Source organism: Rhodococcus sp. MPR-R1B (genome assembly GCF_058793255.1).
On the sequence record NZ_JBXAFO010000011.1, the window covers coordinates 38,435 to 63,277 of the forward strand.

Below are 24,843 nucleotides of genomic sequence, written 5' to 3' on the forward strand. Positions count from 1 at the left end.
CTCACGAATCTTTGCTCACGATCCACCGGGCTCGTAGATCGCTTCGGCGAGTGCCGCCATGACGCGTCCGGTGTTGGGCCCGAAGCTGAGCAGTACACCGTCCGCCATGTCGACTACTCGTTTGTTCTTTCCAGCCGGCGTCTGCGCGATGCCAGGGACCTTTTCGAGGCCGTCGATTCCGCCGATCGATGCCAATCCGTCCGTCATCATCAGCAGGGCGTCAGGCGCTGCGGCGATGAGCGCTTCGCTGGTGATGGGCACGAACTGTTGTGTGATGCCCGAGGCGGTTCCTGCATCGGTGGCGCCGAGTGCCTCGATCAAGGAATCTGCTCCGGACCCTTCACCGCCGATCATGGTGATGGCCGATCCGCGCATGTAGAGGAATGCGATTTTCAGTGGATCGCCCTCGGTGGGGACCAGGTCACGAGCTCCAGCGATTTCCGATTCGGTCCGATCGACCAGCGCTGCGCCCTGGGCGGGGACGCCGAGCGCGTCGGCGACGGCCTGGAGTTGTCCTGGCACACCCTCGAGTGTTCGGGTCGGATCGAAGAAGACGACGGGAACACCGGCGGCGCGCAACTGATCCTGGACGCTCTTGGGCCCGATACTGGTGTCGGTGAGAACAACGGTGGGATTGAGGTCGAGAATTGCCTCGGTGTTGAGCGATTGGCCGCCGACCGTGACAACCGGCACGTCCGCGACTGCGGGGAACTTGGCGGCGGTGTCGCGGCCGACGAGATTGTCACCGAGGCCGAGCGCCACCGTCGTCGTCGCGAGCGTCCCGTAGCGGTCGGCCGCAACAATCCGGCTGTTGTCGGTGATGGTCACGTCGACGCCGTCGAAGCTCTTCACCGTCACGGGCAGTGTCGCGGTCGGGTTGTCGGACACGGGAACCGGGCTGGAATCTTCGAGTACCGCGGTCCTGGCACCCTGAGATGTCGTCGGAGTGTCGCTGGACCCGCAAGCCACCAGACCGAAACCGGCTGCTGCGACCAGAGCCGCCGCGGCCAAGCGCTTCATCATTTGACGAGGTAGCTCTCGATGTCGCCTTCGAGGTCGGCGAACAAGTCGCCGTTGAGGCGGTACGCCAGATTCACCTCGTCGATGAAACGCTGCTGTTCCTCGGCAGGAATCTGCAGTGCATCCAGATTCGAGCGGTAGTCGTCCTTGAAAGGCTTCGGCTTGGGGATGCCTTCGAAGATGTAGAAGCGAAGTCCGTCGGTCTCGAATCCGTAGGCGCGTTCGAGCATCCGGCGGATGATCTGTCCGCCCGAGAGATCGCCCATGTACCGAAGGTAGTGATGTGCGACGAAGCCGGCAGGCCAGTCGAACGCCACCTCCTTCAGGCGGGCGATGTAGCGCTCGGTTGCCGGCAGTGCCACGAGTTCGTCGCGCCAGTTCGGTCCGCCGAGGAACTCGAGATCGGCCTCGAGTGAAGCCACGCGCAACAGATCCTCGGACAGGAACGGGGCGACCAACTCGTTGTCGGCGTGTGTGCGGCCGGCCTCTTCGAGGCTCGTGTAGACGAGGTACGTCTGTCCCAGAAGTGCGGCGTAGCCAGCCGTGGTCAGCTCACCGCCGAGTAGTGCGCCTACGAATCGCGACTGCTCCGTCTCGCGGTGTGCTGCGTCCGTCTCGGTCTTGATTCGTTCGGAGAAGGCTGGGCCTGCGTCTGCGGAAAGGCTGTCTACGTCGAGCGTGGTCATTGATTCTCCTGAGGCTGTAGTCAAGCGTTGCCTACTAGGTTAGCCTGCCCTCGCCAACGCGATACCTCCGGTATTTCGATCAGCGGGACAGATCAAGCGCTCACATCGTCGAGAGCCGCGGCAATCGCTTTCGGAAGTTCCAATTCTTCGGTTGCCAGTACTCCTGTCAACTGGGCGAGATCACGCGTGCCGACGACGGCGCTGGCCACCCCGGCGCGATCGCGCGCCCAGGCCAGTGCCACCGCCAGTGGGGAAGTACCCAGACCGTCGGCAGCGGTAACGACTGCGTCGACCACCCGGATCGAGGAATCGGTCAGATAGCTCTGCACATCCTGCGAATGTGCTTCGTCGGCGCCGCGGGAATCGACGGGAATGCCGTCGCGGTACTTGCCGGTCAGCACACCGCCCGCGAGGGGTACTGCGGCGAACACTCCGACGCCGTGATGGGCCGCCGCTGCGAACAATTCTTCCTCGACGCCGCGTGCGAGCAACGAGTACTCGGCCTGCGTCGCGGCGAGTGTTGTTGCGCCACCGGCTCCTACGGCCGTCGCGAGCTGCCAGCCGAGGTAGCCGCGCACTCCGACGTACCGCACCTTACCGCTCGAGACGGCGTAGTCGAGGGTTGCTGCAACCTCGTCGACGGGCGTGAGCGGATCCCAGGTTGCGACCTGCCACATGTCGAGGAAGTCGGTTCCGAGTTCACGAAGAGTCGCGTCGAGCTGGCGGAGCAATCCGCGCCGCGAGCAGTCGACGCGGTCGGTGCCGATCGGTGTGGGGTCGATGCCGGCGCTCGAGCTGATGATGAGTTCGTCACGTGGAACGACGTCGTCGAGCAACTCGGCGAGGATTCGTTGCGCCGCACCGGCGCCGTAGGCGGGCGAGGTGTCGACCAGGGTTCCGCCGGCCTCGGCGAACGCGAGTAGCTGCGCAGCAGCCTCGTCGCCGTCCGTGTCGCGTCCCCATGTCAGTGTGCCGAGCCCAAGTCGCGAGACCCGAAGTCCGCTCGTTCCGACAGATCTGTGCTTCATAACCGCCTGCATCTCGCGCCCGACTCGTGTGCGCAAGTGCGGCACCCGAGAGATCTCACCACGTGCAGACTAGTAGGCGCTCGCCTCGAGTCGGGGTATTCGGACACGGACGTGCCGGGCGCGGCGCGGCGCCGTGGGCCCCGGTAGCGTGGCGCCGGTGAAACGTGAACCCGACACACGAAACCTGTGTGCAGTAACCCCATTCGAATCAGCCGGGATCGGTGAGTGATGGGCGAAGCGATGACCTGGCTCCAGGCCGTGATCCTGGGCCTCGTGCAGGGCTTGACCGAGTTCCTGCCCATCTCGTCTTCCGGACATTTGCGAATCGTGTCGGAGATATTCTTCGGCAGTGACGCCGGCGCGTCGTTCACCGCGGTGACGCAGCTCGGCACCGAGTTGGCGGTCCTGATCTACTTCGCACGCGACATCGTGAGGATCATCACTGCCTGGTTCCGAGGTGTGTTCAATGCCGAGCACCGGGGCGATCTCGATTACCGGATGGGCTGGTACGTCATCATCGGCACCATCCCGGTCGGCATCCTCGGGTTCTTCTTCAAAGACCAGATCCGTACCGGCGCACGCAATCTGTGGCTGATTGCCACGATGCTGATCGTGTTCGCGCTCGTCATTGCTGCTGCCGAGTACTACGGACGCAAGACGCGCCCGATCGAATCGCTCACAGCGCGCGACGGCATCATCATGGGTTCGGCTCAGGCGCTCGCGCTCATCCCGGGTGTCTCACGTTCGGGTGGCACGATCAGTGCCGGCCTTTTCCTCGGACTCACCCGTGAGGCCGCAGCCCGTTACTCGTTCCTGTTGGCGATTCCGGCAGTTCTCGCCTCCGGTTTGTTCAGCCTCCCGGATGCCTTCGAGCCGGCTGGTGAGGGTCTGAACGCGAGCGGTCCGCAGTTGCTGGTGGCAACCGTCATCGCCTTCGCGGTCGGTTACGCAGCGATCGCCTGGCTGCTTCGATTTGTTGTCGATCACTCCATGTACTGGTTCGTCGGATACAGAATCGCTCTCGGCGTAGTCGTCCTTGCGTTGCTGGCCACAGGGGTCGTGTCCGCGACATAGGGCCCGTTTCGACGTCGACCACCCGTCCGTGCGGCCACCGCCCCATTAGGGTTGTGGAATGACAGTTGTCCTACTGCGGCACGGGCGGTCGACGTCCAACACTGCCCATACCCTGGCCGGTCGAACGCCGGGTGTGGAACTCGACGACCACGGCCGGAAACAGGCCGAAGGCGTCGTCGATCGGCTGGTCGGTCTGGACATCGCGGAGATCGTCCGCTCGCCGCTGTTGCGGTGTGAGCAGACGGTCGGCCCCATTGCCGTCGACCGTGGTCTGACGCCGGTGGTCGAGGATCGCCTCATCGAGGTCGATTACGGCGACTGGACGGGTCGCCCGCTCAAGGAACTCTTGGAAGAACCGCTCTGGAAAGTGGTGCAGCGCCACGCTTCCGGTGCAGTGTTTCCCGGCGGTGAAGGGCTGGCCCAGGTACAGGCGCGAGCCGTTGCCGCGATCCGAGAGCACGACGCACGGCTGGCCGAAGAACACGGCAAGGACGTCGTCTGGATCGCGTGCACGCACGGTGACGTCATCAAATCGGTTCTCGCCGACGCGTTTGCGATGCACCTCGATTCGTTCCAGCGCATCGTCGCCGAGCCCGCCTCGGTCAGTGTGATTCGCTACACGGCGACACTGCCGTTCGTTCTTCGCGTCAACGACACCGGAGACGTACTCGCCGCGATCGGTGCGGCGAAGGCCGCGACCAACGGTTCGGCTCCCGCGCAGGAGTCCGTCCCCGGCGGAGAGGTCGGTGCGTGAGCTGTGACGGATAATGGGTATTCAGTGATGTTCTGCTCGAACTCGAGGAGGTGCAATGTCGCGCGCGATTCACGTATTTCGCACTCCTGACCGATTTGTCGCAGGAACGGTGGGCGAACCCGGTGACAGGTCTTTCTATCTCCAGGCCGTGCACGAATCACGGGTGGTGAGTGTGCTGCTCGAGAAGCAGCAGGTTCAGGTCCTCGCCGATCGCATGGGCTTACTCCTCGAAGAGGTACATCGACGCTTCGGAACCGAGGTTCCGCCACAAGCCGACGACGTCTCCGACCTCAGCCCGCTGGTCACACCGCTCGACGCGGAGTTCCGGGTCGGCACGATGGGGCTCGGTTGGGACGCCGATGCCGGGGCGGTCGTCGTGGAGCTGCTTGCCGTCAGCGAGACGGAGTTCGACGAATCGGTTGTCCTCGACGACGCCGACGACGGTCCGGACGCGGTCCGTGTGTTCCTGACTCCGGAGCAAGCGCGCGAGTTTTCGCTGCGGTCCGAACGCGTCATCGCGGCGGGACGCGCGCCGTGCCCGCTGTGTGGTGAACCGTTGGCGCCCGAGGGGCACGTCTGCATCCGCACCAATGGGTACCGACGCGGCGAGTCCTTCGGTTTCGCGATCGACGACGCAGACGACGACGAGGTCTGACGTCGTGTCCGAACCTGGTGTGCCGGACGTGCTGCTCGAGGGTGATCTGACTCTGATCGGTCAGATCACCACGGCGAGCAACGCCACGCTGGTATGTGAGTCAACTCTGGGGGAGAAGTCCACCCGCGTGGTCTACAAGCCGGTCCGGGGTGAACGCCCACTGTGGGATTTCCCGGACGGCACTCTGGCGGGGCGTGAGGTCGCGTCGTACCGCGTGTCCGAGGCGCTGGGTTGGGGAGTGATTCCGCGAACAGTGTTGCGGGACGGCCCTTTCGGTCCAGGCATGGTGCAGCGATGGATCGACACCGTCGATCGCCGCGCGGATGGATCTGGCGGACTCGAGATGGTGGACCTGTGCAGTCCCGGCAATGTTCCGCCGGGGTGGTTCGAGGTCCTACAGGCCTTCGACTCGGAGGGTGAACCAGTCTCCCTGATCCATGCGGACGATCCACGGCTGCAGCGAATGGCCGTTCTGGACGTCCTCATCAACAACGCCGACCGCAAAGGTGGTCACGCCCTCGAAGGCGTCGACGGCTCGGTGTACGGCGTTGATCACGGAATCTGTCTTCACTCGGAGAACAAGCTGCGGACCGTGTTGTGGGGGTGGGCCGGGCAGCCCGTACCCGGTGCTTTGATCGCCGACGTCGCCGAATTCGCGACAACTCTCGACGGGGATCTCGGCGACGAGTTGTCCGAACTGATCACCGAAGAGGAAATCGTGGCCTTGGCGGTGCGGGCGATGCAGTTCGCCGAGTCCGCTGTGATGCCTGAGCCGAACGGCCATCGAACGATTCCCTGGCCGGCCTTCTAGTCGCGAGACGTTTCCTGCTGTTCGCGAGTTGCCGTCTTCAATCCGGGTGAGCGAACCAATCGCAGTAGTTGTTCGCGCAGCGCGGCGACATCCCCGACGCCGACGGTCAACGCCGCATCTTCTTTCTCGAGCGTCAGTAGTCGCTCGTACGTCAGTCTTCCGGCGTCGGTTATCGCGATCACGCGCCGACGCTCGTCCCTCGGATCGGTGTCACGAGTGACGTAACCCGCTCGTTCGAGACGGTCGATCGTGCGGCTCATCGTCTGATCGGTGACTCGGGCGTTCTTCGCGATGTCGCGTTGAGACGCCGCCCCACCGGCGATCGAGTGGAGCACGATCAGGCCCGCGTGCGTCATGTCCTGAGACCGCAAGACCTTCTCCCACGAGTGCTCCACCAGGCGTGCAGCGGTGGACAACAGCCGGCCGGTGGGCCAGTCGTCCAGGCCGTCGCTGCTCATTTTTCTGCCTTCCGTTTGCAATTACTCAGCATGCTGAACAAAATAGTCGGCAAGTCCTCTGCTGCCGATCCCTGGAGACCCAGTGAGCACACCAGTACAAAATCGTCCTGTTCGTCGCCTTCGATGGATTGTGCCAGCTCTCCTCGTGATCGGCTGGCTGGCAATCGGAGGATTCGGCGGTCCGTTCGCCGGAAAGCTCAGCACGGTGCAGCAGAACGACAACACGTCGTTCCTGCCCGCGTCGGCCGAAGCGACCGAGGTGGCAAAGCTTCAAGAGAGCTTCACGGACACGCGCTTCGTGCCGGCCATCATCGTGGCGGAACGACCGGGTGGCCTCGAGCCCGCCGACTCCACCTTCCTTTCCCAGACCGTCGATTCGTTTGTCGGTACCGAAGGATTCGGCGACGCCTCATCGCCGCCGATCCCGTCGGCCGACGGCCAGGCACTCCAGATGTTCCTGCCGGTCGACAGCACCCTCGAAGTCAAGGACAGCGTGAAAGCGCTGCGCGCGGCGCTGGAGTCGAGCCCTGACGGACTGACAGTCAAGGTCACGGGCCCCGCTGGGCAGGTTGCGGATCTGTCGGCAGCATTCGCCGGTATCGACGGATTGCTGTTGTTGGTAGCCGGATCCGTCGTGATCGTGATCCTGATCATCGTTTACCGAAGCCCGATCCTGCCGTTCGTGGTGATCTTCTCGGCGATCTTCGCACTCGGATTGTCGAGCTTGCTCGTGTATCTGCTCGCGGACGCGGACGTCATCGCACTGAACGGTCAGAGCCAGGGCATCCTGTTCATCCTCGTGTTCGGTGCCGCCACCGACTACGCGCTACTGCTGGTCTCTCGTTACCGGGAAGAATTGCGGATCGAGAAGGACAAGTACGCAGCAATGCGCACTGCGTGGCGCGCGACGCTCGAACCTGTCGCAGCGTCTGCAGGAACGGTCATCGCGGGCGTTCTGTGCCTGTTGCTCTCCGACCTGAACTCGAACCGCGGACTCGGTCCGGTGGCCGCCATCGGTATCGCCGCGTCCTTCCTCGCATCGATGACCTTCCTACCTGCTGTCCTGGTTCTGTTCGGGAGGACGGCGTACTGGCCGACCAAGCCGAAGTTCGATGCAGACCGCGAGCACCACGACGAGGCGAACGATCACCGGTTCTGGGCCGGGCTCGCTGCTCGAATCGGTAGGCATCCGCGCCGCTTCTGGGTGGCGTCGACTCTGGTGCTGGTGATCTTCGCGATGATGATGCCGCAGTTCAAAGCCAGCGGTGTCTCGTCGTCCGACATCTTCTTGCTCGATGTCGATTCGGTTGCAGGCCAGGAGATTCTCGGCGAGCACTTCGACGCGGGTTCGGGTTCACCGGCCGTGGTCATCGCGAATGCAGACCAAGTGGATGCCGTTGCGGCAGCCAGTCGCGTCGAGGGTGTCAGCGACGTGAGCGTCGTGCAGAACGGGGGAGCCCCACTGGTCGTCGACGGGCGAGTCTCCCTGCAGGCGACGTTGACTGACGCTGCCGACTCGCTCGAGGCCGAAGACACCATCGTGCGACTGCGTGATGCAGTTCACTCAGTGGAGGGCGCCGACGCATTGGTCGGTGGCGTCACTGCGACCGACCTCGACACGAAGACCACCTCGACACGGGACCGGACACTCATCATTCCCGTGGTGATCATCGTGGTGTTCGTGATTCTCTCGCTCTTGCTGCGTTCGCTTCTCGCACCGCTGCTTCTCATGGGCACCGTTGTGCTCTCGTTTGCTGCGACACTGGGCATTTCGTCGCTGGTGTTCGACCACATCTTCGGTTTCCCCGGCGCGGATCCGGTGGTCCCGCTCTTTGCGTTCGTGTTCCTCGTGGCTCTGGGAATCGACTACAACATCTTCCTCATGACGAGGGTGCGTGAGGAAGCGCTGAAGATCGGCACCAGGGCGGGCGCTCTGCGGGGACTCACGGTGACCGGCGGGGTGATCACATCTGCCGGAGTTGTTCTGGCAGCAACCTTCTCGGCGTTGGCGGTGATCCCTCTGTTGTTCCTCGCCCAGATCGCGTTCATCGTGGCGTTCGGTGTCCTGCTCGACGCTCTGATCGTCCGATCCTTGCTGGTCCCGGCCTTGACCTACGACATCGGTCAGAAGATCTGGTGGCCGAGCAAGCTCGCGTCGACGCCCGAACCAGAGCAGGATCAGCCAGCACCTTCCCAGCCTCAGAGCAGTCTCCACTAGGCTCGGCAGCATGCAGTCTTGGTCCGATACCGCACTCCCGTCCGTTCCCGGTCAGGGGCCGCCGTTGCGGCTGTACGACACAGCCGACCGTCAGGTTCGCCCCGTCACCCCGGGCGAGAAGGCGACGATGTACGTCTGCGGCATCACCCCGTACGACGCCACCCACCTCGGCCACGCGGCCACGTACCTCACGTTCGACCTCGTGAACCGCATCTGGCGCGACGCCGGACACGATGTCCACTACGTCCAGAACGTGACCGACGTGGACGACCCGCTGTTCGAGCGAGCCAATCGCGACGGCGAGGACTGGATCGTCCTCGGCATGCGTGAGACGGCACTCTTCCGCGAGGACATGGAAGCGCTGCGTGTGCTTCCGCCGAAGGACTACATCGGCGCCGTCGAATCGGTGAACGAAGTAGTCGAGTTGGTGGAGAAGTTCGTGGCGTCCGGTGCCGCGTACATCGTCGACGACGCGGAGTTCCCCGACGTCTACTTCCGTGCCGACGCGACCGAGCAGTTCGGCTACGAGTCGGGCTACGACCGCGCGACGATGGAGAAGTTCTTTGCCGAACGCGGCGGAGATCCCGATCGCGTCGGAAAGCGCAATCCGCTCGACGCACTTGTCTGGCGTGCGGAGCGTCCGGGCGAGCCCTCGTGGCCCTCACCCTTCGGACCGGGTCGCCCCGGCTGGCACATCGAATGCGCGGCCATTGCACTCAACCGCATCGGCTCCGGCTTCGACGTCCAGGGCGGTGGCAGCGATCTGATCTTCCCGCACCACGAGTTCTCGGCTGCGCATGCCGAATCGGCAACGGGTGATCGCCGATTCGCGCGGCACTATGTGCACACCGGCATGATCGGTCTCGACGGCGAGAAGATGTCGAAGAGTCGCGGAAACCTGGTCTTCGTCTCCAAGCTGCGCGGCGAGGGGGTGGACCCAGCGGCAATCCGTCTCGGACTTCTGTCCGGCCACTACCGCCAGGATCGCGCGTGGACCGATCAGGTCCTCGCGGATGCTCAGTCGCGCCTGAAGGTGTGGCGCGAGGCAGCAGCTCTCGGTTCTGCGCCGTCTGCCATTGACACTGTTGCGCGTTTGCGTCAGCACCTGGCCGACGATCTCGACACCCCGAAGGCGCTCGACGCGCTCGACGGTTGGGCCCGCCGCGCCATCGAGGGCGGCGGATCCGACACGCAGGCACCCGGCGAGTTCGCCGATGCCGTCGACGCCCTACTGGGTATTTCGCTTCGCTGAACCCCTGCTGTGCGCCTTTATTAACCGCGGGCGGTTAATAAAGGCGCACAGCAGTTTCTAGGCGTAGTCCAACGCACCTTCGGCTGGTGTCGGTACCCGGCGCCGTAGCGGCGAGCCCAATGCCCTCGCCAGATCCGTTCCGTCGTGCTCGGCGAGCAGCTCACCGTTCGACCAGACCAGCAGCGCGGCGCTGACAGCCTGTTCGGCCGTGGAGTGCGCGAGGTCGTAGTGCGCACAGCCGGGGACGTCTGCGTATGTGATCCACAGGTCGTAGCCGGTCATGAAGAGGTCCAGGTCGAACTGAACGCTCAAGCCGAGAAGCTCGCTGCGACCGTTGTCGTCGACACCGGCGAAGGCCTCGTCGAGTGCCAGCAGACGCGGGGCGTGCGGGTCGGCCGAGTCCAACATGACGTGCGCCGCGGCGAACAAAGGAAGGTGCAGCGAGACGGACTGCTCGCCACCGGACAGCGCGCTGTGCCGCGCGACGGTAAGACGGTCTTCCTTGCCCTCACCGCTGATGAGGGTGAACGAGAACACGCGCCATTGACGGTAGTCGAGCGCCGAGGACAGAATCTCCGGGTACGAGCGTTCGGGGTGCGCCGCGCGGGCGGTACGGATCTGCGTCGCGAAATGTGCTCGCAGAGTTGCCAGTTCATCGACGCCGAGGGCCGACGCGTCTCGATCCAGCAGCTTGGAGATCGCCCGCGAGCTGTCGTCGAGGTTGTCGGCGAGCACCCAGTGAACGCCGATGGTATTGCCTGAGGACATCCGACGCTCACGCATCTCGGTGCCCATCTGTGCGATCAACTCGCGTGCGTCGACCGTGCGCTCGTGGATCTGCTGAGCCAATCCCGTCAACAGGGCATCTTCGAGAATGCGACGCTCGGATTCGGTGAGCAACTGCTCCTGATCGCCGCGAGCGTCGTGGATCCGCGTTGCGAACTCGCCGATCGACGAATAGCCCTGATCGTCCTGGACTCGTACGACGGTCAGCCCATCCGGTGCATCCCACTGCAGACGGTAGTCCTGTCCGGCTGCTGCGAGTTGCGCGTCGAAGTCCTGCAGCGCCGAGGTCAGTGCCGTGCGGGTTGCCTTTCGGGCGCCGTCGGTGACTCTGACTGCCGAGGTCGCAGCCTCGAGCGCTCGGTACAACTTGTCGACGTCTTCGGGGAGGACAGGCGGGTGGGCTGCGTCCTCGCTGCGATCTTCGTTCTGGATGCGGTAGACCAACTGATCGGGGCTCATCCACGCCGCTGAACTTGCCGGCCAGCTCAGATGTTCCTTGACGCCCAACAACTCGAGAAGGTCCGGGCGCGCGTAGGGTGCGAGTCGCTCTGCATCACTGCGGGTTTCGGTCAGGGTGTGACGCAAGGTCTCCACGGCGGTGTTGTACGCACCCTCCGCCGTGCCGATCTGGAGGACGGCGGCGTCGTACGCCTTTCGCGCCGCACGCTGTTCGACCTTGCATTCTTCGATCTTCGCGCGGGCTTTTGCCAGGTCCAGGTCGATCTGCTCGGCGCTGGCACCGAGGGTGTCGCGCAGCGTCTCGAGACGCTGCACCTGCTGGAGCAGACTCTCCTCGGCGATGGCGGCTTCCTCGGCGAATTCCTCCGCATTGGCGCGTGATTCGTCGAGACGGTCGCGAGACTCGCGTTCGAGTTCGACTTCCTTGGCATGCTCCCGTCGGCAGCGCAGCGCCAGTTCGCCCTGCTTCTCGAAATGGCGGATCGCCGCCGCGAGGGAGTCGAGTTCACGGCCGATATGCGGCGTCCGGTGCTGCGACGCCGTCGCTCGGAGTTGCTTTTCCTTCGCCGCGAGATCAGCGATCGCCGCGTCGAGTTCGCGTTGTGCCGTTTCCGTGGCCTCCGAGCGAGTACGGAGTGCGCCGGCTGATTCGGTGACGGTCTTGAGTGCGCGCAGGATCGAACCTGTCTTCGGCAATTCCTTTGCCGCAGAGTTGATCCGGCTCAGTTGCTCGTTGGTCTGCGCCACCAGTGCCTTGGCCGTATCGACTGCCGCGGCAAGTTCTTCCAGAGCCGCGTCGATCTCGGTGATCCGAGCCTCGCGTCGACGCGCCCGTGCTGTGGTGCCGATGTACTCGGCGTCGGCCTTGACGTGCCGGCCACGCGCGACGCCCTGCCAGAAGCGGCCGTCGACGCCGATCGCGACGCTTGCGTCGGAGTCGCCCGGCGCCTCGACGAGACTGATCGACGCGAGAATGTCCTGTACCCGAGCGTCGGGTACGTCGGCATTGCCTTCGACCTCGAGGACGTCGCCCAGCGTTCGTCCCTTCGGACGCTGCTTGACGGGCAGAGCCGTCAGGAACTGCTCGCTGACGTGCTCGGGAATCTTCTCGTCCGGGCAGACCCAGCCGTCGAGCAGATTTGCCGCTTGGAGTGCGGATTCGATTCCCGTGGCCACGTCTGGTTCGACGGAATCGGCGAAGCGCACCAACTGCCATAGCGGTGCACCACCCAGTTCACTGCGGTTGTCGGTGCGTGCGTGGAAGGCAGGCGGAGCGTCGTCGTGTTCCGCCGAGACGGCCTTGCGCTCGGATTTGAGAGCCGCGATGGAGGCGTGTGAGGCAGATATTTCAGCTTCGGCCTCACGTCGACGCTCGCGCAGCGTCTCGGTGCCGGCTTCGGTGTGCTCGGCGAGAACTGCGGACAGCGCCGGAGCGTCTTCGTCGCCGACTTCGGCGAGCGCCGCGTCGAGAGCTTCGAACAGCGACGTGTCGGCGCCGACAGCCGAAAACAGGGAGGAGTGATCGGTCCACCACGCGCGCAGCCCGCTGGCGCACTGACTGCGTGCGAGTTCCACGGCAGCTTCGCCCTCGAGTACCGCGGCCTTGGACGCTTCGAGCAGCTCTTGTCCACGGCGAGAGCTGTTTTCGGCCCGGGTTCGTTCGGTCGCCGCCTTCTCGACGGTCGCCAGTGCGGTGCGGACGACGCGTACGTCACCGTCACGCTCCTCGGCATGGCCACGGACGGCTGCCGTGATCTGGTCACTGCGTGAGCCGTCGGGCAGGGGAGTCCAGACGATGCCGGCGTCCTCAGCGGCCGCCTGCAGTTCGTCCTCGGCGCGCGAGAGTGCTTCGGCCGCACGCTTGACCGACGATGCAGCCTTGTCGGCTTCGTCGCCGCGTTGAGCGAGTGCGGCCTGCGCTTTCCGGGACTTGTCTGCCTGCTGCTCGGTCGAGAGCTTGAGCGTCGCGACGGCCTGGGCGAGGTCGTCGAGTTGCTGTTTGCCTTCGTACGCGCTCGAGCGTTGCAGTGCTTCGACATTGGCGCGCGCGTTCTCGAGTGCCTGCTCGGCCTGGTTGAAGCGCTCCTCGGCTGCTGCCCGCGCCTCACGGCTGCGGGTCTGGGCGAGCGACGACTCGTCCATGGCGGCAACACCTCTGGTGACCGCTGCGAGGCGGGTGCTGACCTGTTCGATCTCTCCGCGAGACTGCTGACGCAGGTACTTGGTGTAGACCCCGATGAAACTCTGGGCTGCCTGATCGGCGGCCGCGAGCCCCTCGAGCGCGCGGCCGACTTCCTCCATGTCGCTGAACGAACGCGCAGCTTCGAGGACCAACTGATCGTCGAGTGGACGGAGACCGTCGGTGAGTGCCTGCGAAAGGCCCTTCGGGTCGAGGTTCTTCGCGAGCTGGGGGCGGCGAAGCGTGAGAATGAGATTGATCAGCTGGTCGTAGCGCTGCACACCGAGACCGAACATTCGCGCGTCGATGGCTGTGCGGTAGTCGAGGGGACGGTCGGTGATGGAATCGCTGCCGAGTTGTTCGGCCAACTGCTTCTTGGTGAGAGGACGATCGTCGTTGCCGATCAGCGAGAAGTCGACTCCGACGCGGCCGTCGGCGACGAAGTACCAGCGGGTGACCTTGTCGTTGGTGCGTGTTGCGCGCATGCCGATTCCCACGGTCACCGACTCGGGATCTTCGAGGGAGCCGCGGCAGAACTCCATCCACACGTAGGAGTGCGCGCTGTCCTGGCCCCGGTAGAGCAGGTTGGACTTCATCGTGCGCTCTTCACCGGCGAACGGGTTGAGGCGCCGCGGTTCGATGCGGCCGTCGAAGACGAACGGGAACAGGACCTCGAGGGCCTTGGTCTTGCCGGATCCGTTGGGTCCCCGCAGAACCAGTCGACCGTCGGCGAACGAGAACTCTTGGTCTCGGTAATCCCAGAGGTTGATGATTCCAGCCCGAGTAGGTCGGAAGCGGGCGTTGCTCATACGTTCTCTACCTCTGATAGTTCGCCGTTGGGGGAAGGTTCGGGGCCGAATTCGTCGACCGGATCCGGTGCGGAGTTGTCCACCGCGAAGTCGATCTGAGGATCGCGTTCGCGCACGGAGACCACGACGTCGCGGTACCGGGCAAGGACGGGCAACACCAGTACGCCGCCGTCGACCGCATGCGTCAGGCGCAGACGTTGCAGCAACCCGAGCGCCTGCTTGCGCAGCCCGTTGTGATCGGCCTGCCACTGCGCCGCGAAAGTTCGCCCGAACTGGTCCACCAACTCGGTGACCTTGTCAGCGAGCCAGTCGTCGTCGATTTTCGGGTACGTGACGGGTGGCGGTGGCTCGGCCGGTTCGCCGGCGGGCAGCACGAAGTCGTCGTCCTCGTCGGCGAGGTCCTCGAAGATCCCGGCCTCGGGGATGGCGGCATCGAGTTGTTCGATCAGGTGATCGTCCGACACGTGCGGGATCGGAAGTTTCGGCAGTTCAGGAGCGTCGACGTCGAGTACGCGGTCGGCAATCTCGCCGGCCAGGAGAAGCGCCACCTGAGCGATCGTTCCGGTGCTCGGGAAGCGGACGTCGGAGAGGCGACCGGTGGGATCGATCATCGCGATTCCCTCGGCGCGGCGCTCGGCCACCAACCCCGTCAGTAGTTCGACTTCCGACGCGGTCTTGGGCTGCGCCAACGCGATCAATTCGTGCTGATCGAGTTCACCGGCCAGTACGACCGGGCGCTCGACGAGTGCCCGACGTACTCGGCGTCCGATCTCTTTCGCGTCCACGGGAATTCCGTCGTCCTCGGAGGCGCTCGAGGTCTCGGCGGCCAGGAGTCCGCGGATGGAGTGTAGGTGCTGCAGGGCGCGCGGTGGACGGAACAGCGCTACGACGACGGAACGGTCGATGTCGTAGAGCGCTTCTCCCGCTTCGGGATTGGACGCCCAGCCGTTTGCGTCACCGTCGGCGAGGGCGATGGCGCCTCTGACTCCGAGCCAGCCCACTGCGTCGACGAAGGCGTCGCGGTCGGACGCACGATCGGTGGAGAGTTCGACGCCGTCGACTTGTGCAGCATCGGCCGCGACGTGATCGGCCAACTCCGACAACGTGATCTGGTTTCCGGCGCGGCCCAACGCGGCCAGGCACAATGCCAGGTAGGCGTAACGCGTGCGATCGAAGGTTCGCTCGGAGGAAGTTCGGGCCGGTGCCGACGGGTTGAGTCGATCCGACACCGTGAACAGGCGCGCGGTGGTCTCCGTCACCTCGAGGCGGTAGCCGAACAGTTCGAGAAGGTCGTCACGCAGCTCGGTGGCCCAACGGCGCAAGAGCGGCAACGCAATTCGATCCGGGTACGTCGAGGTGATCAGGTGGTTGGACAGGATCACTCGCGCCGCGCGTTGATACGAGTCGAGGGCAAGGGGCGTGATCTCGCGAGCTCTCATCGAACACTGACCTCGATGCCGTCGAGGTGCATACGCCCGCGGGCGGTCTTGATGGTGGTCGAACCGTCCGAGGGACTGAGCGTCAGCTTCACCCCGTTCTCACTACCGGCGGAGCTCTTGACGCGTCCCACCACCGGAACGCGCGCGGTCAGTGCTGCATTGAGCAGACTCAGCAAAACTTCGGTCTCCTGCTCGTTGAGTTCGCGCTGATAAACACCGTTCGACGCGAGGGATTGCGCCGCGGCACTGCGCGTACGTTGCGCCGCCAACTGCTCTTCGCGCAGGCGGCGGATGCTGCCGTCGTTGCGGGCGACTTTGCTCGGCAAGCCGGGTGAGGGCGGGCGGCCGGTTTCGGCGAGTGTTCGCGCGATCTCGACCGGCGGTGCCTCCCACCACGAGCGTGAGTGCGAAATGATGTCGGCGTCCGGATGCACCATCGAGAGATGGCGTGGACGACCGAGGTCGAACACTGCCTGGAACAGAGCATGAGCTGCGTCTTCGGACGGCGTGGCGGCGAACCAGCCGGCGAGGTGCCGGAGCTGGCTCTCACGGCTGACGCCGCCGCGACGGGTTTCCGTGACGCGGCGAAGGAGCGCCAGAACCGCGGCGATCGCGCTCATCGTGCCCTCACGTAGACGCTCGGACTCGCTGATCCCCGATTCCGCGGAGACGAACCAGGCGGTCAATCCTCGCCAGCGCGCAGCCCAGTCGTCCTCGCGTTCGGTGATCGGGACGAACACCCGTTCGTCACTGGCGGCGGCGAGGCGGATCATGCGATCGACCCCGGTGGATTCGACGTGCTCGATCGCTTCCTTGAGCTTGGGGGCGTAGCGAGCCAGATCGGAGCTGAACTCCCGCATGTGCGTGAGCAGAGCGTCCTTGTGCGTGAGGAAAGCCTGCGGAGTGATCTCCGTGGTCCGTACGAGGTCCCCGAGGGTCAGATAGAAGTGCGCGGCTCGATCAGCCATGTCGGAGAGTGTCGAGTCGAGGCGCTTGAGCTTGCGGAAGATCAGATCGCCGTCGGAGCTTCGGTTGGCCTCGGCGAGTTCGGACATGTCTGCGAGCAGGTCCGGCAGAGCGAGACGCGAGAGCGACGCCGAGTCCAGGCGTGCGGCGAGAACGTCTTCGACTGATCGATAGACCTGGTATCCGGCCTGACCGAACTGGTAGACGAAGTGGCGATTGCGGTACTCGGCCAGCGTGGCCGCGCGGGTGCCGTCGTAGCTGCGCTCGAGGATCTCCCACACGTGGAGCTGATCCAACAGGGGAGTGACCTCTGCTGCCGACAGATCGGCCGCCGGATCCGATCCACCGATCTTCTCGAGGATGTGCGCGACGGCTCCGGCATGCAGCAGGACGGTGTAGTTGGCGCGAGCATGGTCGAAGGCACGAAGTACCCAGAGGTACTCGGCCCGTTTTTCCGCGATCGTGAACGAAAACAGCTTCAGTCGATTGGTGTCGGCGTACGCGGCGTAATCGGGCGCACTCGTTTCTTCCACCATGACAGGGTAGGCGAGAGACGCCCCCTCTTTTTCCTACGGGCGATCCGTAGCAGGGGATGCGGCGCGTCGCCACTGCGATTCGTTCTCGATCATCCATGTGAGCAGGTGCTCGGCCGCCGCCTCGTCGGAGTCCGGGCCGACCAGCAGATCGGCGAACGCTTGGCTGGGGGCGACGATGCGGATGCCGTCGCGGGTGAGCAATCGGTCGAAGGCAGACGGTGAGAGGGGAGCGGTGATCCACACGTCACCGCCGGATTCCACCCGCCGTAGTCCGAGAGCGTCGGCGAACTGATCGACGTTGTCGGCATGGAAGTGGGCACGTCGAGTGGGCGCGTACCGAGCAAAGGGTGCGGCGGCCACCGAGGCGGTACCGGCGTAGATGTGACCGCTGAGCTGACGCAGTTGATCGAAGAGTGCTTCCAACCCGTCCGGCGCGTGAAAGCCGTGAGGCGTCGGCGCTTTGGCCCCGGCCTCAGCCGCCCATTCACGAAGCATCTTCGGCCAGCGGACGTCACCGATCCCACCGCGGGGGAGCCGGGTGACCAGTTCGCGATCCGACAGTGTCTGAACCACCCGGTAGGTTGCTCCCGTCGATGCACCGGCCAGGCGCACCAAGGCAGTGATCGCCAGTGGCGCCGCGAAATCGGCAAGCGCACGCACGACGCGAGCTGACGGATCACCCGTCAGCTGTCCGGAAGGACGTCCGGGCCCCCGCCACGGATCGGCGTCGGCTCCGCGTCCACGCACCCAGACGGCGGGTCGATCAGCGGTCAACGACACGTTGCCCGTGGCGTCTGCGTACGAGATCGCGTGGGAATCGAGCTGCCGGCGGACCGGCTCGGACAGATATTTTGCGCACACGAAGCCGGGTTGACCGGTGGGGAAGCGATCGGCGATACCGGGAACGTCGCTGCTCAGGACACCGTGAGCGGCGTAGACGCCGAATTTGGCCACCGCGCCGTCTGGGGAGCGGAGGTCGAGTCGGAGTGGCGCCTCGGACAGGTCGGGGGAGCGCTGTGTCGACAAAGACCAGGTAGGAGGCAAATTTTCTTCGATGACGGCAACCGATCGCCGAAAAATGTCGATCGGCCGTTCCGGTTCCGACTCAGATTCGCTCATGTTCCAATGGTATCAATATCTGTCAACGACGGAAACACAAGATTTTCCGAATAATGTTCGCCCTGACAGCCTCGCGACAACGGTGGTCGCTTTCGCCGAGAAACTCACTACCTACACAACTTCAAATTCGAAATTGCCGAGACCGATCAGCGTTGCTTCGGCATGATCAGGGGAGCGACGACGGCGAGCAGTAGTGCGGGGATCAGGAAGCTCGCGGCAGGCGAAGAGTCGTAAATCGGTGTCAGGGCCAGGGGAGCAAGAGCGGCGCCGCCGAAGCGCATCGCTTGGACGACGGACACGGCGCCGCCACGGTTCGGCCCCGCGGATCCGAGGACCGCCGCGTTGACGCCGACCAGCACGAACTGGCTCGCGACGCCTGCGACAAACCATGCGATCGCGATCACCGGCACCAAGCCGGCAAGGCCGACGACGGAGACCAGAACTGCTCCGCCCAGGGCGCCGATCATCACGGAGGAGCGTGCGCCGATGCGATCGATGAGGATTCCGATGCGCCGGGCCGAGAGGATGCCGGCCACGCCGAAGACGGTGAGCAGTAGGCCGCGGACGGTGGGGGACAGCCCGAACTCGTCTTCGAAGCGGAAGGCGAGCAGGAAGCTCAGTCCACCGAGGGCGCCCCAGCCGAGCAATGCAGCGATACCGATGCGGAGCACTTCGGGGCGTAATGCATCGCGGAGACGGGCGGGAGTGGTCGCTGCCGGTGCTTCGGACTTCGGAAGTCCGACGGCTCCCAGAATGCCCGCGACCACTGCGATGACGAGAAAGGCCAGACGCCAGTCGAATTCGGCCGCCAGTCCGCCGATCAACGGAGCCGACGACTGCCCTGCGGCCTGGAAAGCGCCGAAGGCTCCGAGGGCTCGACCCAGCCGTGCCTGCGGTGTTGCGGCCGCCAACGAGGCAAGCAGTAGCGGCGTGGTGAATGCGTTCGCGGAGCCCTGCAGTACCCGGGCGGCAAGGAAGATCTCGAGTGTCGGGGCGAGGAAGCATGCCAACGACGCGAGGACGTAGACGCCGTAAGCGATGCGCACCGTCCGAACCTTGCCCCACCGCGTCCCGAGTGTCCCCGACACCAACATCAGAGCGGCGAAGGGGAGCAGGTACGCGGTGAGGGAAGAGGCGGCCGCCGACGGACCGACCCCTAGATCGTCACCGATCTCGGGAAGGATCGAAGCAACCACGCCGCCGCCGAACGGGCCGAGGAACCCGCCGGCGTACAGCGCGATCAGCTGAAGCCGTAGGCGCAGTGGGCGCTGTGTACTTCCGCCTTCTTCTGGAGTGTTCTTGCTCACAGTCCGAAGCTGCCGGGGCCTCGCCGTCTGAGGTAGCGCTCGAATTCCGCGGCGATGGCGTCGCCGTCGATCTTGGAGATTGCTTCGCTGATGTCAGTTTCGGCGTCTCCCCGTTCTTCCAGGGTGCGCACGTATTCGCCGATTTCCTCGTCGTCCGCGGTCATTTCGTTGACCGCTTCCTCCCAATCCTCCGACTGAGCCGGGAGCTCCCCGAGTGGGACCTCGATGTCGAGAACATCCTCGACTCGTTGAAGGAGGGCCACTGTGGCCTTCGGGTTGGGTGGCTGCGAGACGTAGTGCGGAACCGCCGCCCAGAACGAAATAGCGGGTACACCAGCACGAACGCACTCGTCCTGAAGAACCCCGGTGATGCCCGTCGGGCCTTCGTACCGCGTCTGTTCCAGGTTGAATCGGGCGGCGGATTCACTGCTGTAGGCCGTGCCCGTCACCGGGACCGGTCGGGTGTGCGGAGTATCGGCGAGCAGGGCGCCGAGGATGACGACCGTCTTGACGTTCAGTTGGTCGATCAGCTCGAGCAGATCCTCGCAGAAACTGCGCCACCGCATGTTGGGCTCGATCCCGCGAAGCAGGACGATGTCGCTCTCGCTGCCAGGAGGCGAACAGACCGACAAACGTGTTGCCGGCCAGACGATTTCGCGAGTGACACCGTCGACCTGCCGGACTGTGGGGCGGTTGACCTGATAGTCGTAGTAGTCCTCTGAATCGAGTTCGGCGAGCGGCTGGGCATCCCAGATCAGCTCGAGATGTTCGACCGCACCGCTGGCTGCGTCACCGGCGTCGTTCCAGCCCTCGAAAGCTGCAACGAGGATGGGATCACGTAGGACAGGGATGTCGCCCTCGAGGCGGTCGCTGCTGTCGACGGCAAAGCCGTCAGGACTCTCGAAGGCCGCGGAATCATCGAAATCGACCGGGCCGTCGGGAGTGACGGGGAACTCACTTGGACTCACCCACCCAGCCTACGGCCAGAGCTTGTCGGTGCGCCCACTACTCTGGACGGCATGTCTGCCCCATTTAACTCTGCCCTGCTTGATGCGCTGAAACAGCGCGTTGTCATCGGCGACGGAGCGATGGGCACCATGTTGCAGGCCGCGGACCTCACCCTGGACGACTTCCTCGGCCTCGAGGGGTGCAATGAGATCCTCAACGACACCCGTCCCGACGTGCTCAAAGACATCCACCGTGCGTACTTCGCCGCTGGTGCCGATGCCGTCGAGACCAACACCTTCGGTTGCAACCTGCCCAACCTCGCCGACTACGACATCTCTCACCGGATCCGCGAACTCGCGGAAAAAGGCACTGCTCTCGCCCGTGAAGTAGCGGACGAGATGGGACCAGGCCGCGACGGCATGGCCCGATTCGTACTCGGCTCGATGGGACCGGGAACCAAGCTCCCCAGCCTGGGACACGCACCGTACGCAGTCCTGCGTGACGCGTACACCGAAGCTGCGCTCGGCATGATCGACGGTGGCGCCGACGCCATCCTCGTCGAAACCTGCCAGGACCTGCTTCAGGTGAAAGCTGCAATCCTCGGCAGCCAGCGTGCGATGGAGCAACTCGGACTGCGGTTGCCGATCATCACGCACGTGACGGTCGAGACAACCGGAACGATGCTCCTGGGCAGTGAGATCGGTGCGGCGCTGACGGCACTCGAGCCACTCGGTATCGACATGATCGGTCTGAACTGCGCCACCGGGCCGGCCGAGATGAGTGAACATCTCCGTCATCTGTCCAAGTACTCCACGCTGCCGGTGTCGGTCATGCCCAATGCCGGCCTGCCGCAGCTCGGCCCCAAGGGCGCCGAGTATCCGCTGACTGCCGACGAATTGGCCGAAGCCCTCAGTGGTTTCGTCTCCGAGTTCGGACTCGGCCTCGTCGGTGGCTGCTGCGGTACGACGCCCGAGCACATCAGCGCGGTCGCCGACGCGGTTCGTCAGGTCGAGAAGGCCCAGCGCACGCCGATCCACGAGCCGAGCACCTCTTCGCTGTACTCGGCGGTGCCGTTCGAGCAGGACGCCAGCATCCTGATGATCGGCGAACGCACGAACTCCAACGGCTCCAAGGCTTTCCGCGAGGCGATGCTCTCCGCGGACTACCAGAAGTGCCTGGACATCGCCAAGGACCAGACCCGCGACGGCGCACACATGCTCGACCTCAACGTCGACTACGTGGGCCGCGACGGTGCCGCCGACATGTCGGAACTTGCCAGCCGCCTGGCGACGTCCTCGACGCTGCCGATCATGCTCGACTCCACCGAGCCTGCCGTGCTGCAAGCCGGCCTCGAGCACCTCGGTGGCCGCTGCGCCGTCAACTCCGTCAACTACGAAGACGGCGCCGGCCCCGAATCGCGTTTCCACAAGATCATGACTCTGGTCAAGGAGCACGGCGCGGCGGTCGTCGCCCTGACCATCGACGAAGAGGGCCAGGCTCGCACCGCCGAGACGAAGGTCGCCATCGCCAAGCGTCTGATCGAGGACATCAAGGGAAACTGGGGACTCGCCGAGTCCGACATCATCGTCGACGCCTTGACCTTCCCCATCTCCACCGGTCAGGAAGAGGTACGACGCGACGGCATCGAGACCATCGAAGCGATCCGTCAGCTCAAGGCTGCGTACCCGGAACTGCACTTCACCCTAGGTATCTCAAACATCTCGTTCGGTTTGAACCCGGCAGCTCGTCAGGTCCTCAACTCGGTGTTCCTGCACGAGTGCACCGAGGCAGGTCTGGACACGGCGATTGTTCACGCGTCCAAGATTCTGCCGATGGCCCGAATTCCGGACGAGCAGCGTGAAACTGCACTCGACCTCGTCTACGACCGTCGTAGCGAGGGGTACGACCCGCTGCAGAAGCTGATGGCTCTGTTCGAGGGCGTTTCGGCAGCGTCGGCGCGTGAGTCCCGTGCGCAGGAACTGGCGGGACTTCCGTTGTTCGACCGGCTCGAACGCCGCATCGTCGACGGCGAGCGCAACGGCCTCGACGACGACCTCACCGAGGCGATGACGATCAAGCCTCCACTGGCCATCATCAACGAGACCTTGCTCTCGGGCATGAAGACCGTCGGCGAGCTGTTCGGCTCCGGACAGATGCAGTTGCCGTTCGTGTTGCAGTCGGCCGAGGTCATGAAGGCTGCCGTGGCATTCCTCGAACCGCACATGGAAGCGAGCGACGAGGACGGCAAGGGTCGCATCGTGATCGCGACCGTCAAGGGCGACGTTCACGACATCGGCAAGAACCTGGTCGACATCATCTTGAGCAACAACGGCTACGAGGTCGTCAACATCGGTATCAAGCAGCCGATCGCGACCATCCTCGACGTCGCGTTGGACAAGAAAGCCGACGTGATCGGCATGTCCGGACTGCTCGTGAAGTCCACTGTCGTGATGAAGGAAAACCTCCAGGAACTCAACGCACGCGGAGTCGCCGAGAAGTTCCCGGTTCTGCTCGGTGGTGCGGCGCTCACGCGCTCCTACGTCGAGAACGACCTGCAGGAGGTGTACGAGGGCGACGTCAGCTATGCCCGCGACGCCTTCGAGGGTCTGAACTTGATGGACCAGATCATGACGACCAAGCGTGGTGGCGGCCCGGCGCCGGACAGCCCGGAGGCCATCGCTGCTCGCGAGAAGGCTGCCGAGCGTAAGGCACGTCACGAGCGTTCCAAGCGCATCGCCGAAAAGCGTAAGGCTGCAGCGGTTCCCGTGGTCCTGCCGGAGCGTTCCGATGTCGCAGCCGACATCGCGGTGCCGACACCTCCCTTCTGGGGCTCGCGCATCGTCAAGGGAATCTCGCTGTCCGAGTACTCGGGGCTGCTCGACGAGCGCGCTCTTTTCCTCGGCCAGTGGGGCCTTCGCGGTCAGCGCAAGGGCGACGGTCCGACGTACGAGGAACTGGTCGAGTCGGAAGGCCGTCCGCGACTTCGGTACTGGCTCGATCGGTTGACGTCCGAGGGCATCCTCGCGCATGCCGCGGTCGTGTACGGGTACTTCCCGGCGATCTCGGAGGGCGACGACGTCATCGTGCTCACCGAGCCGAAACCGGATGCACCCGAAAGGTTCCGGTTCACCTACCCGCGCCAGCACCGCGACCGCTTTCTGTGCATCGCGGACTTCGTTCGCTCGCGCAAGGACGCCGAGGCCACCGGGCAGGTCGACGTTCTTCCGTTCCAGTTGGTGACGATGGGTCAGCCGATCGCGGACTTCGCCAACGAGTTGTTCGCATCGAACTCGTACCGCGATTACCTCGAGGTTCACGGAATCGGTGTCCAGCTCACGGAGTCTCTGGCCGAGTACTGGCATCGACGCGTCCGTGAAGAGCTAGTGCTCCCCGAGGGTCACACCGTCGCGGAGCAGGATCCCACCGAGGTTGCCGGTTACTTCGATCTCGAGTACCGCGGCGCTCGTTATTCGTTCGGATACGGCGCGTGCCCGGATCTCGAGGATCGAGCCAAGTTGGTGGCGTTGCTCGAACCCGAACGAATCGGCGTCGAATTGTCCGAGGAGCTGCAGCTGCATCCCGAGCAGTCCACGGACGCTTTTGTCCTGCACCACCCGGAAGCAAAGTATTTCAATGTCTGAGTTGTTGACCGAAGTATCCGAATCAACGCTCGGTGGTGTCCTGTGGGACATGGACGGCACCCTGCTCGATTCGGAGAAGCTGTGGGACATCGCGCTTCGTGAGCTGTCCCTACGCCTGGGCGGACCGATGACGGAAGCGACACGCGTTGCCGTCATCGGTGCGTCGAGCCCCTTCGCCCTTGCGACGGTGTTCGACGCTCTCGGCCTGGAGAAGCATCCCGATGCCATCGCCGAGGCGAAGGACTGGATGTACACCCGCGTCGGCGATCTTTTCGAGGACGGCGTGACCTGGCGGCCAGGTGCTCGCGACGCACTGTCGACCGTGCGTGACGGTGGTCTGCGTTCTGCACTGGTCACCAACACCGAGCGAGTTCTGGTCGATCGGGCACTCGGCATGCTCGGCCGTGAGTTCTTCGACCATTCGGTGTGTGGCGACGAGGTCCCCAACGGGAAACCGGCAGCGGATCCGTACCTGCGCGGCGCGCATCTGCTCGGACTCGAGCCGGCGCAGTGCCTCGCGATCGAGGACTCGCCGACCGGCACGGCGTCGGCCAGCGCTGCGGGTTGCGCGGTGCTCGTCGTTCCGTGTGAGGTCGACGTCCCCGCCGGCCCTGGACGCGTGTTTCGAGAGTCCCTGTTGGACTTGTCCATTCACGATCTTCACGACGTTCACTCGAGCGCGGCACGTTAGGCTGGAT

At 64.6% G+C, this 24,843-nt stretch carries 18 protein-coding genes; 8 read left to right on the forward strand and 10 right to left on the reverse strand.

Annotation, left to right across the window (positions count from 1 at the left end; genetic code table 11):
- Positions 1-15: 15 nt before the first annotated feature.
- The 3 genes from AC1Q61_RS17030 to AC1Q61_RS17040 form a co-directional block, all read right to left on the reverse strand.
- Positions 16-1,023, reverse strand: coding sequence for a heme/hemin ABC transporter substrate-binding protein (locus AC1Q61_RS17030; RefSeq protein WP_042924733.1), 1,008 nt, complete (start codon positions 1,021-1,023; stop codon positions 16-18).
- On the reverse strand, positions 1,020-1,706 hold the full coding sequence (locus AC1Q61_RS17035) for a biliverdin-producing heme oxygenase (protein WP_003946162.1): 687 nt from the start codon (positions 1,704-1,706) through the stop codon (positions 1,020-1,022). The genes AC1Q61_RS17030 and AC1Q61_RS17035 overlap by 4 nt, the downstream gene beginning before the upstream one ends.
- Before the next feature lie 92 nt (positions 1,707-1,798).
- Positions 1,799-2,734, reverse strand: a complete 936-nt coding sequence (locus AC1Q61_RS17040; protein ID WP_003946175.1) for an aldo/keto reductase — start codon at positions 2,732-2,734, stop codon at positions 1,799-1,801.
- Positions 2,735-2,962: 228 nt separating this feature from the next.
- Here AC1Q61_RS17040 and AC1Q61_RS17045 point away from each other — a divergent pair, with 228 nt between their 5' ends.
- Genes AC1Q61_RS17045 through AC1Q61_RS17060 form a run of 4 tightly spaced genes read left to right on the forward strand, consistent with a single transcriptional unit; the run spans position 2,963 to position 6,028 of the window.
- Positions 2,963-3,808: an undecaprenyl-diphosphate phosphatase gene (locus tag AC1Q61_RS17045; RefSeq protein WP_030537531.1), complete on the forward strand. Its 846-nt coding sequence runs from the start codon at positions 2,963-2,965 to the stop codon at positions 3,806-3,808.
- Positions 3,809-3,866: 58 nt separating this feature from the next.
- Entirely contained in the window at positions 3,867-4,562 is a 696-nt protein-coding gene (locus tag AC1Q61_RS17050; protein ID WP_003946173.1) for a histidine phosphatase family protein, read from the forward strand.
- Positions 4,563-4,617: 55 nt separating this feature from the next.
- The gene (locus AC1Q61_RS17055) at positions 4,618-5,217 is read left to right on the forward strand and encodes a DUF3090 domain-containing protein (RefSeq protein WP_003946200.1); all 600 of its coding nucleotides are present in this window, start codon (positions 4,618-4,620) and stop codon (positions 5,215-5,217) included.
- Positions 5,218-5,221: 4 nt separating this feature from the next.
- Positions 5,222-6,028 (forward strand): SCO1664 family protein, encoded by an 807-nt coding sequence (locus AC1Q61_RS17060; protein ID WP_030537533.1) that lies wholly within the window; start codon positions 5,222-5,224, stop codon positions 6,026-6,028.
- On the opposite strand, the gene AC1Q61_RS17065 is transcribed toward AC1Q61_RS17060, so the two are convergent.
- Positions 6,025-6,486, reverse strand: coding sequence for a MarR family winged helix-turn-helix transcriptional regulator (locus AC1Q61_RS17065; protein WP_003946187.1), 462 nt, complete (start codon positions 6,484-6,486; stop codon positions 6,025-6,027). The genes AC1Q61_RS17060 and AC1Q61_RS17065 overlap by 4 nt on opposite strands.
- Positions 6,487-6,613: 127 nt before the next feature.
- Here AC1Q61_RS17065 and AC1Q61_RS17070 point away from each other — a divergent pair, with 127 nt between their 5' ends.
- Positions 6,614-8,704: an MMPL family transporter gene (locus tag AC1Q61_RS17070; RefSeq protein ID WP_225320402.1), complete on the forward strand. Its 2,091-nt coding sequence runs from the start codon at positions 6,614-6,616 to the stop codon at positions 8,702-8,704.
- Positions 8,705-8,714: 10 nt separating this feature from the next.
- Positions 8,715-9,956 carry a cysteine--1-D-myo-inosityl 2-amino-2-deoxy-alpha-D-glucopyranoside ligase gene (gene mshC / locus AC1Q61_RS17075; RefSeq protein WP_042924743.1) on the forward strand — a complete coding sequence of 414 codons (1,242 nt, stop codon included), beginning with the start codon at positions 8,715-8,717 and terminating at the stop codon, positions 9,954-9,956.
- 57 nt (positions 9,957-10,013) lie between these two features.
- Here the strand turns inward: mshC and AC1Q61_RS17080 are convergent, their stop codons facing one another.
- The 6 genes from AC1Q61_RS17080 to AC1Q61_RS17105 all read right to left on the reverse strand — a co-directional run bounded on the left by AC1Q61_RS17080 (position 10,014) and on the right by AC1Q61_RS17105 (position 20,407).
- The gene (locus tag AC1Q61_RS17080; RefSeq protein ID WP_215515924.1) at positions 10,014-14,189 is read right to left on the reverse strand and encodes a TIGR02680 family protein; all 4,176 of its coding nucleotides are present in this window, start codon (positions 14,187-14,189) and stop codon (positions 10,014-10,016) included.
- The gene (locus AC1Q61_RS17085; RefSeq protein ID WP_007733762.1) at positions 14,186-15,628 is read right to left on the reverse strand and encodes a TIGR02678 family protein; all 1,443 of its coding nucleotides are present in this window, start codon (positions 15,626-15,628) and stop codon (positions 14,186-14,188) included. The genes AC1Q61_RS17080 and AC1Q61_RS17085 overlap by 4 nt, the downstream gene beginning before the upstream one ends.
- Positions 15,625-17,130 (reverse strand): TIGR02677 family protein, encoded by a 1,506-nt coding sequence (locus AC1Q61_RS17090; RefSeq protein WP_042924746.1) that lies wholly within the window; start codon positions 17,128-17,130, stop codon positions 15,625-15,627. The genes AC1Q61_RS17085 and AC1Q61_RS17090 overlap by 4 nt, the downstream gene beginning before the upstream one ends.
- Before the next feature lie 33 nt (positions 17,131-17,163).
- Complete coding sequence (locus AC1Q61_RS17095) at positions 17,164-18,249, reverse strand: helix-turn-helix domain-containing protein (RefSeq protein ID WP_019748530.1); 1,086 nt, start codon at positions 18,247-18,249, stop codon at positions 17,164-17,166.
- Positions 18,250-18,395: 146 nt separating this feature from the next.
- A complete protein-coding gene (locus AC1Q61_RS17100) occupies positions 18,396-19,556 on the reverse strand; it encodes an MFS transporter (protein WP_050655280.1) in 1,161 nt (386 codons plus the stop codon).
- Entirely contained in the window at positions 19,553-20,407 is an 855-nt protein-coding gene (locus AC1Q61_RS17105; protein ID WP_223257810.1) for a PAC2 family protein, read from the reverse strand. Before AC1Q61_RS17105 ends, AC1Q61_RS17100 begins: the two co-directional genes overlap by 4 nt.
- A gap of 168 nt (positions 20,408-20,575) precedes the next feature.
- Between AC1Q61_RS17105 and metH the strand changes: the two genes are divergently transcribed.
- Positions 20,576-24,145: a methionine synthase gene (gene metH / locus AC1Q61_RS17110; RefSeq protein ID WP_214925684.1), complete on the forward strand. Its 3,570-nt coding sequence runs from the start codon at positions 20,576-20,578 to the stop codon at positions 24,143-24,145.
- On the forward strand, positions 24,138-24,836 hold the full coding sequence (locus tag AC1Q61_RS17115; protein ID WP_007729900.1) for an HAD family hydrolase: 699 nt from the start codon (positions 24,138-24,140) through the stop codon (positions 24,834-24,836). Before metH ends, AC1Q61_RS17115 begins: the two co-directional genes overlap by 8 nt.
- Positions 24,837-24,843: the final 7 nt, after the last annotated feature.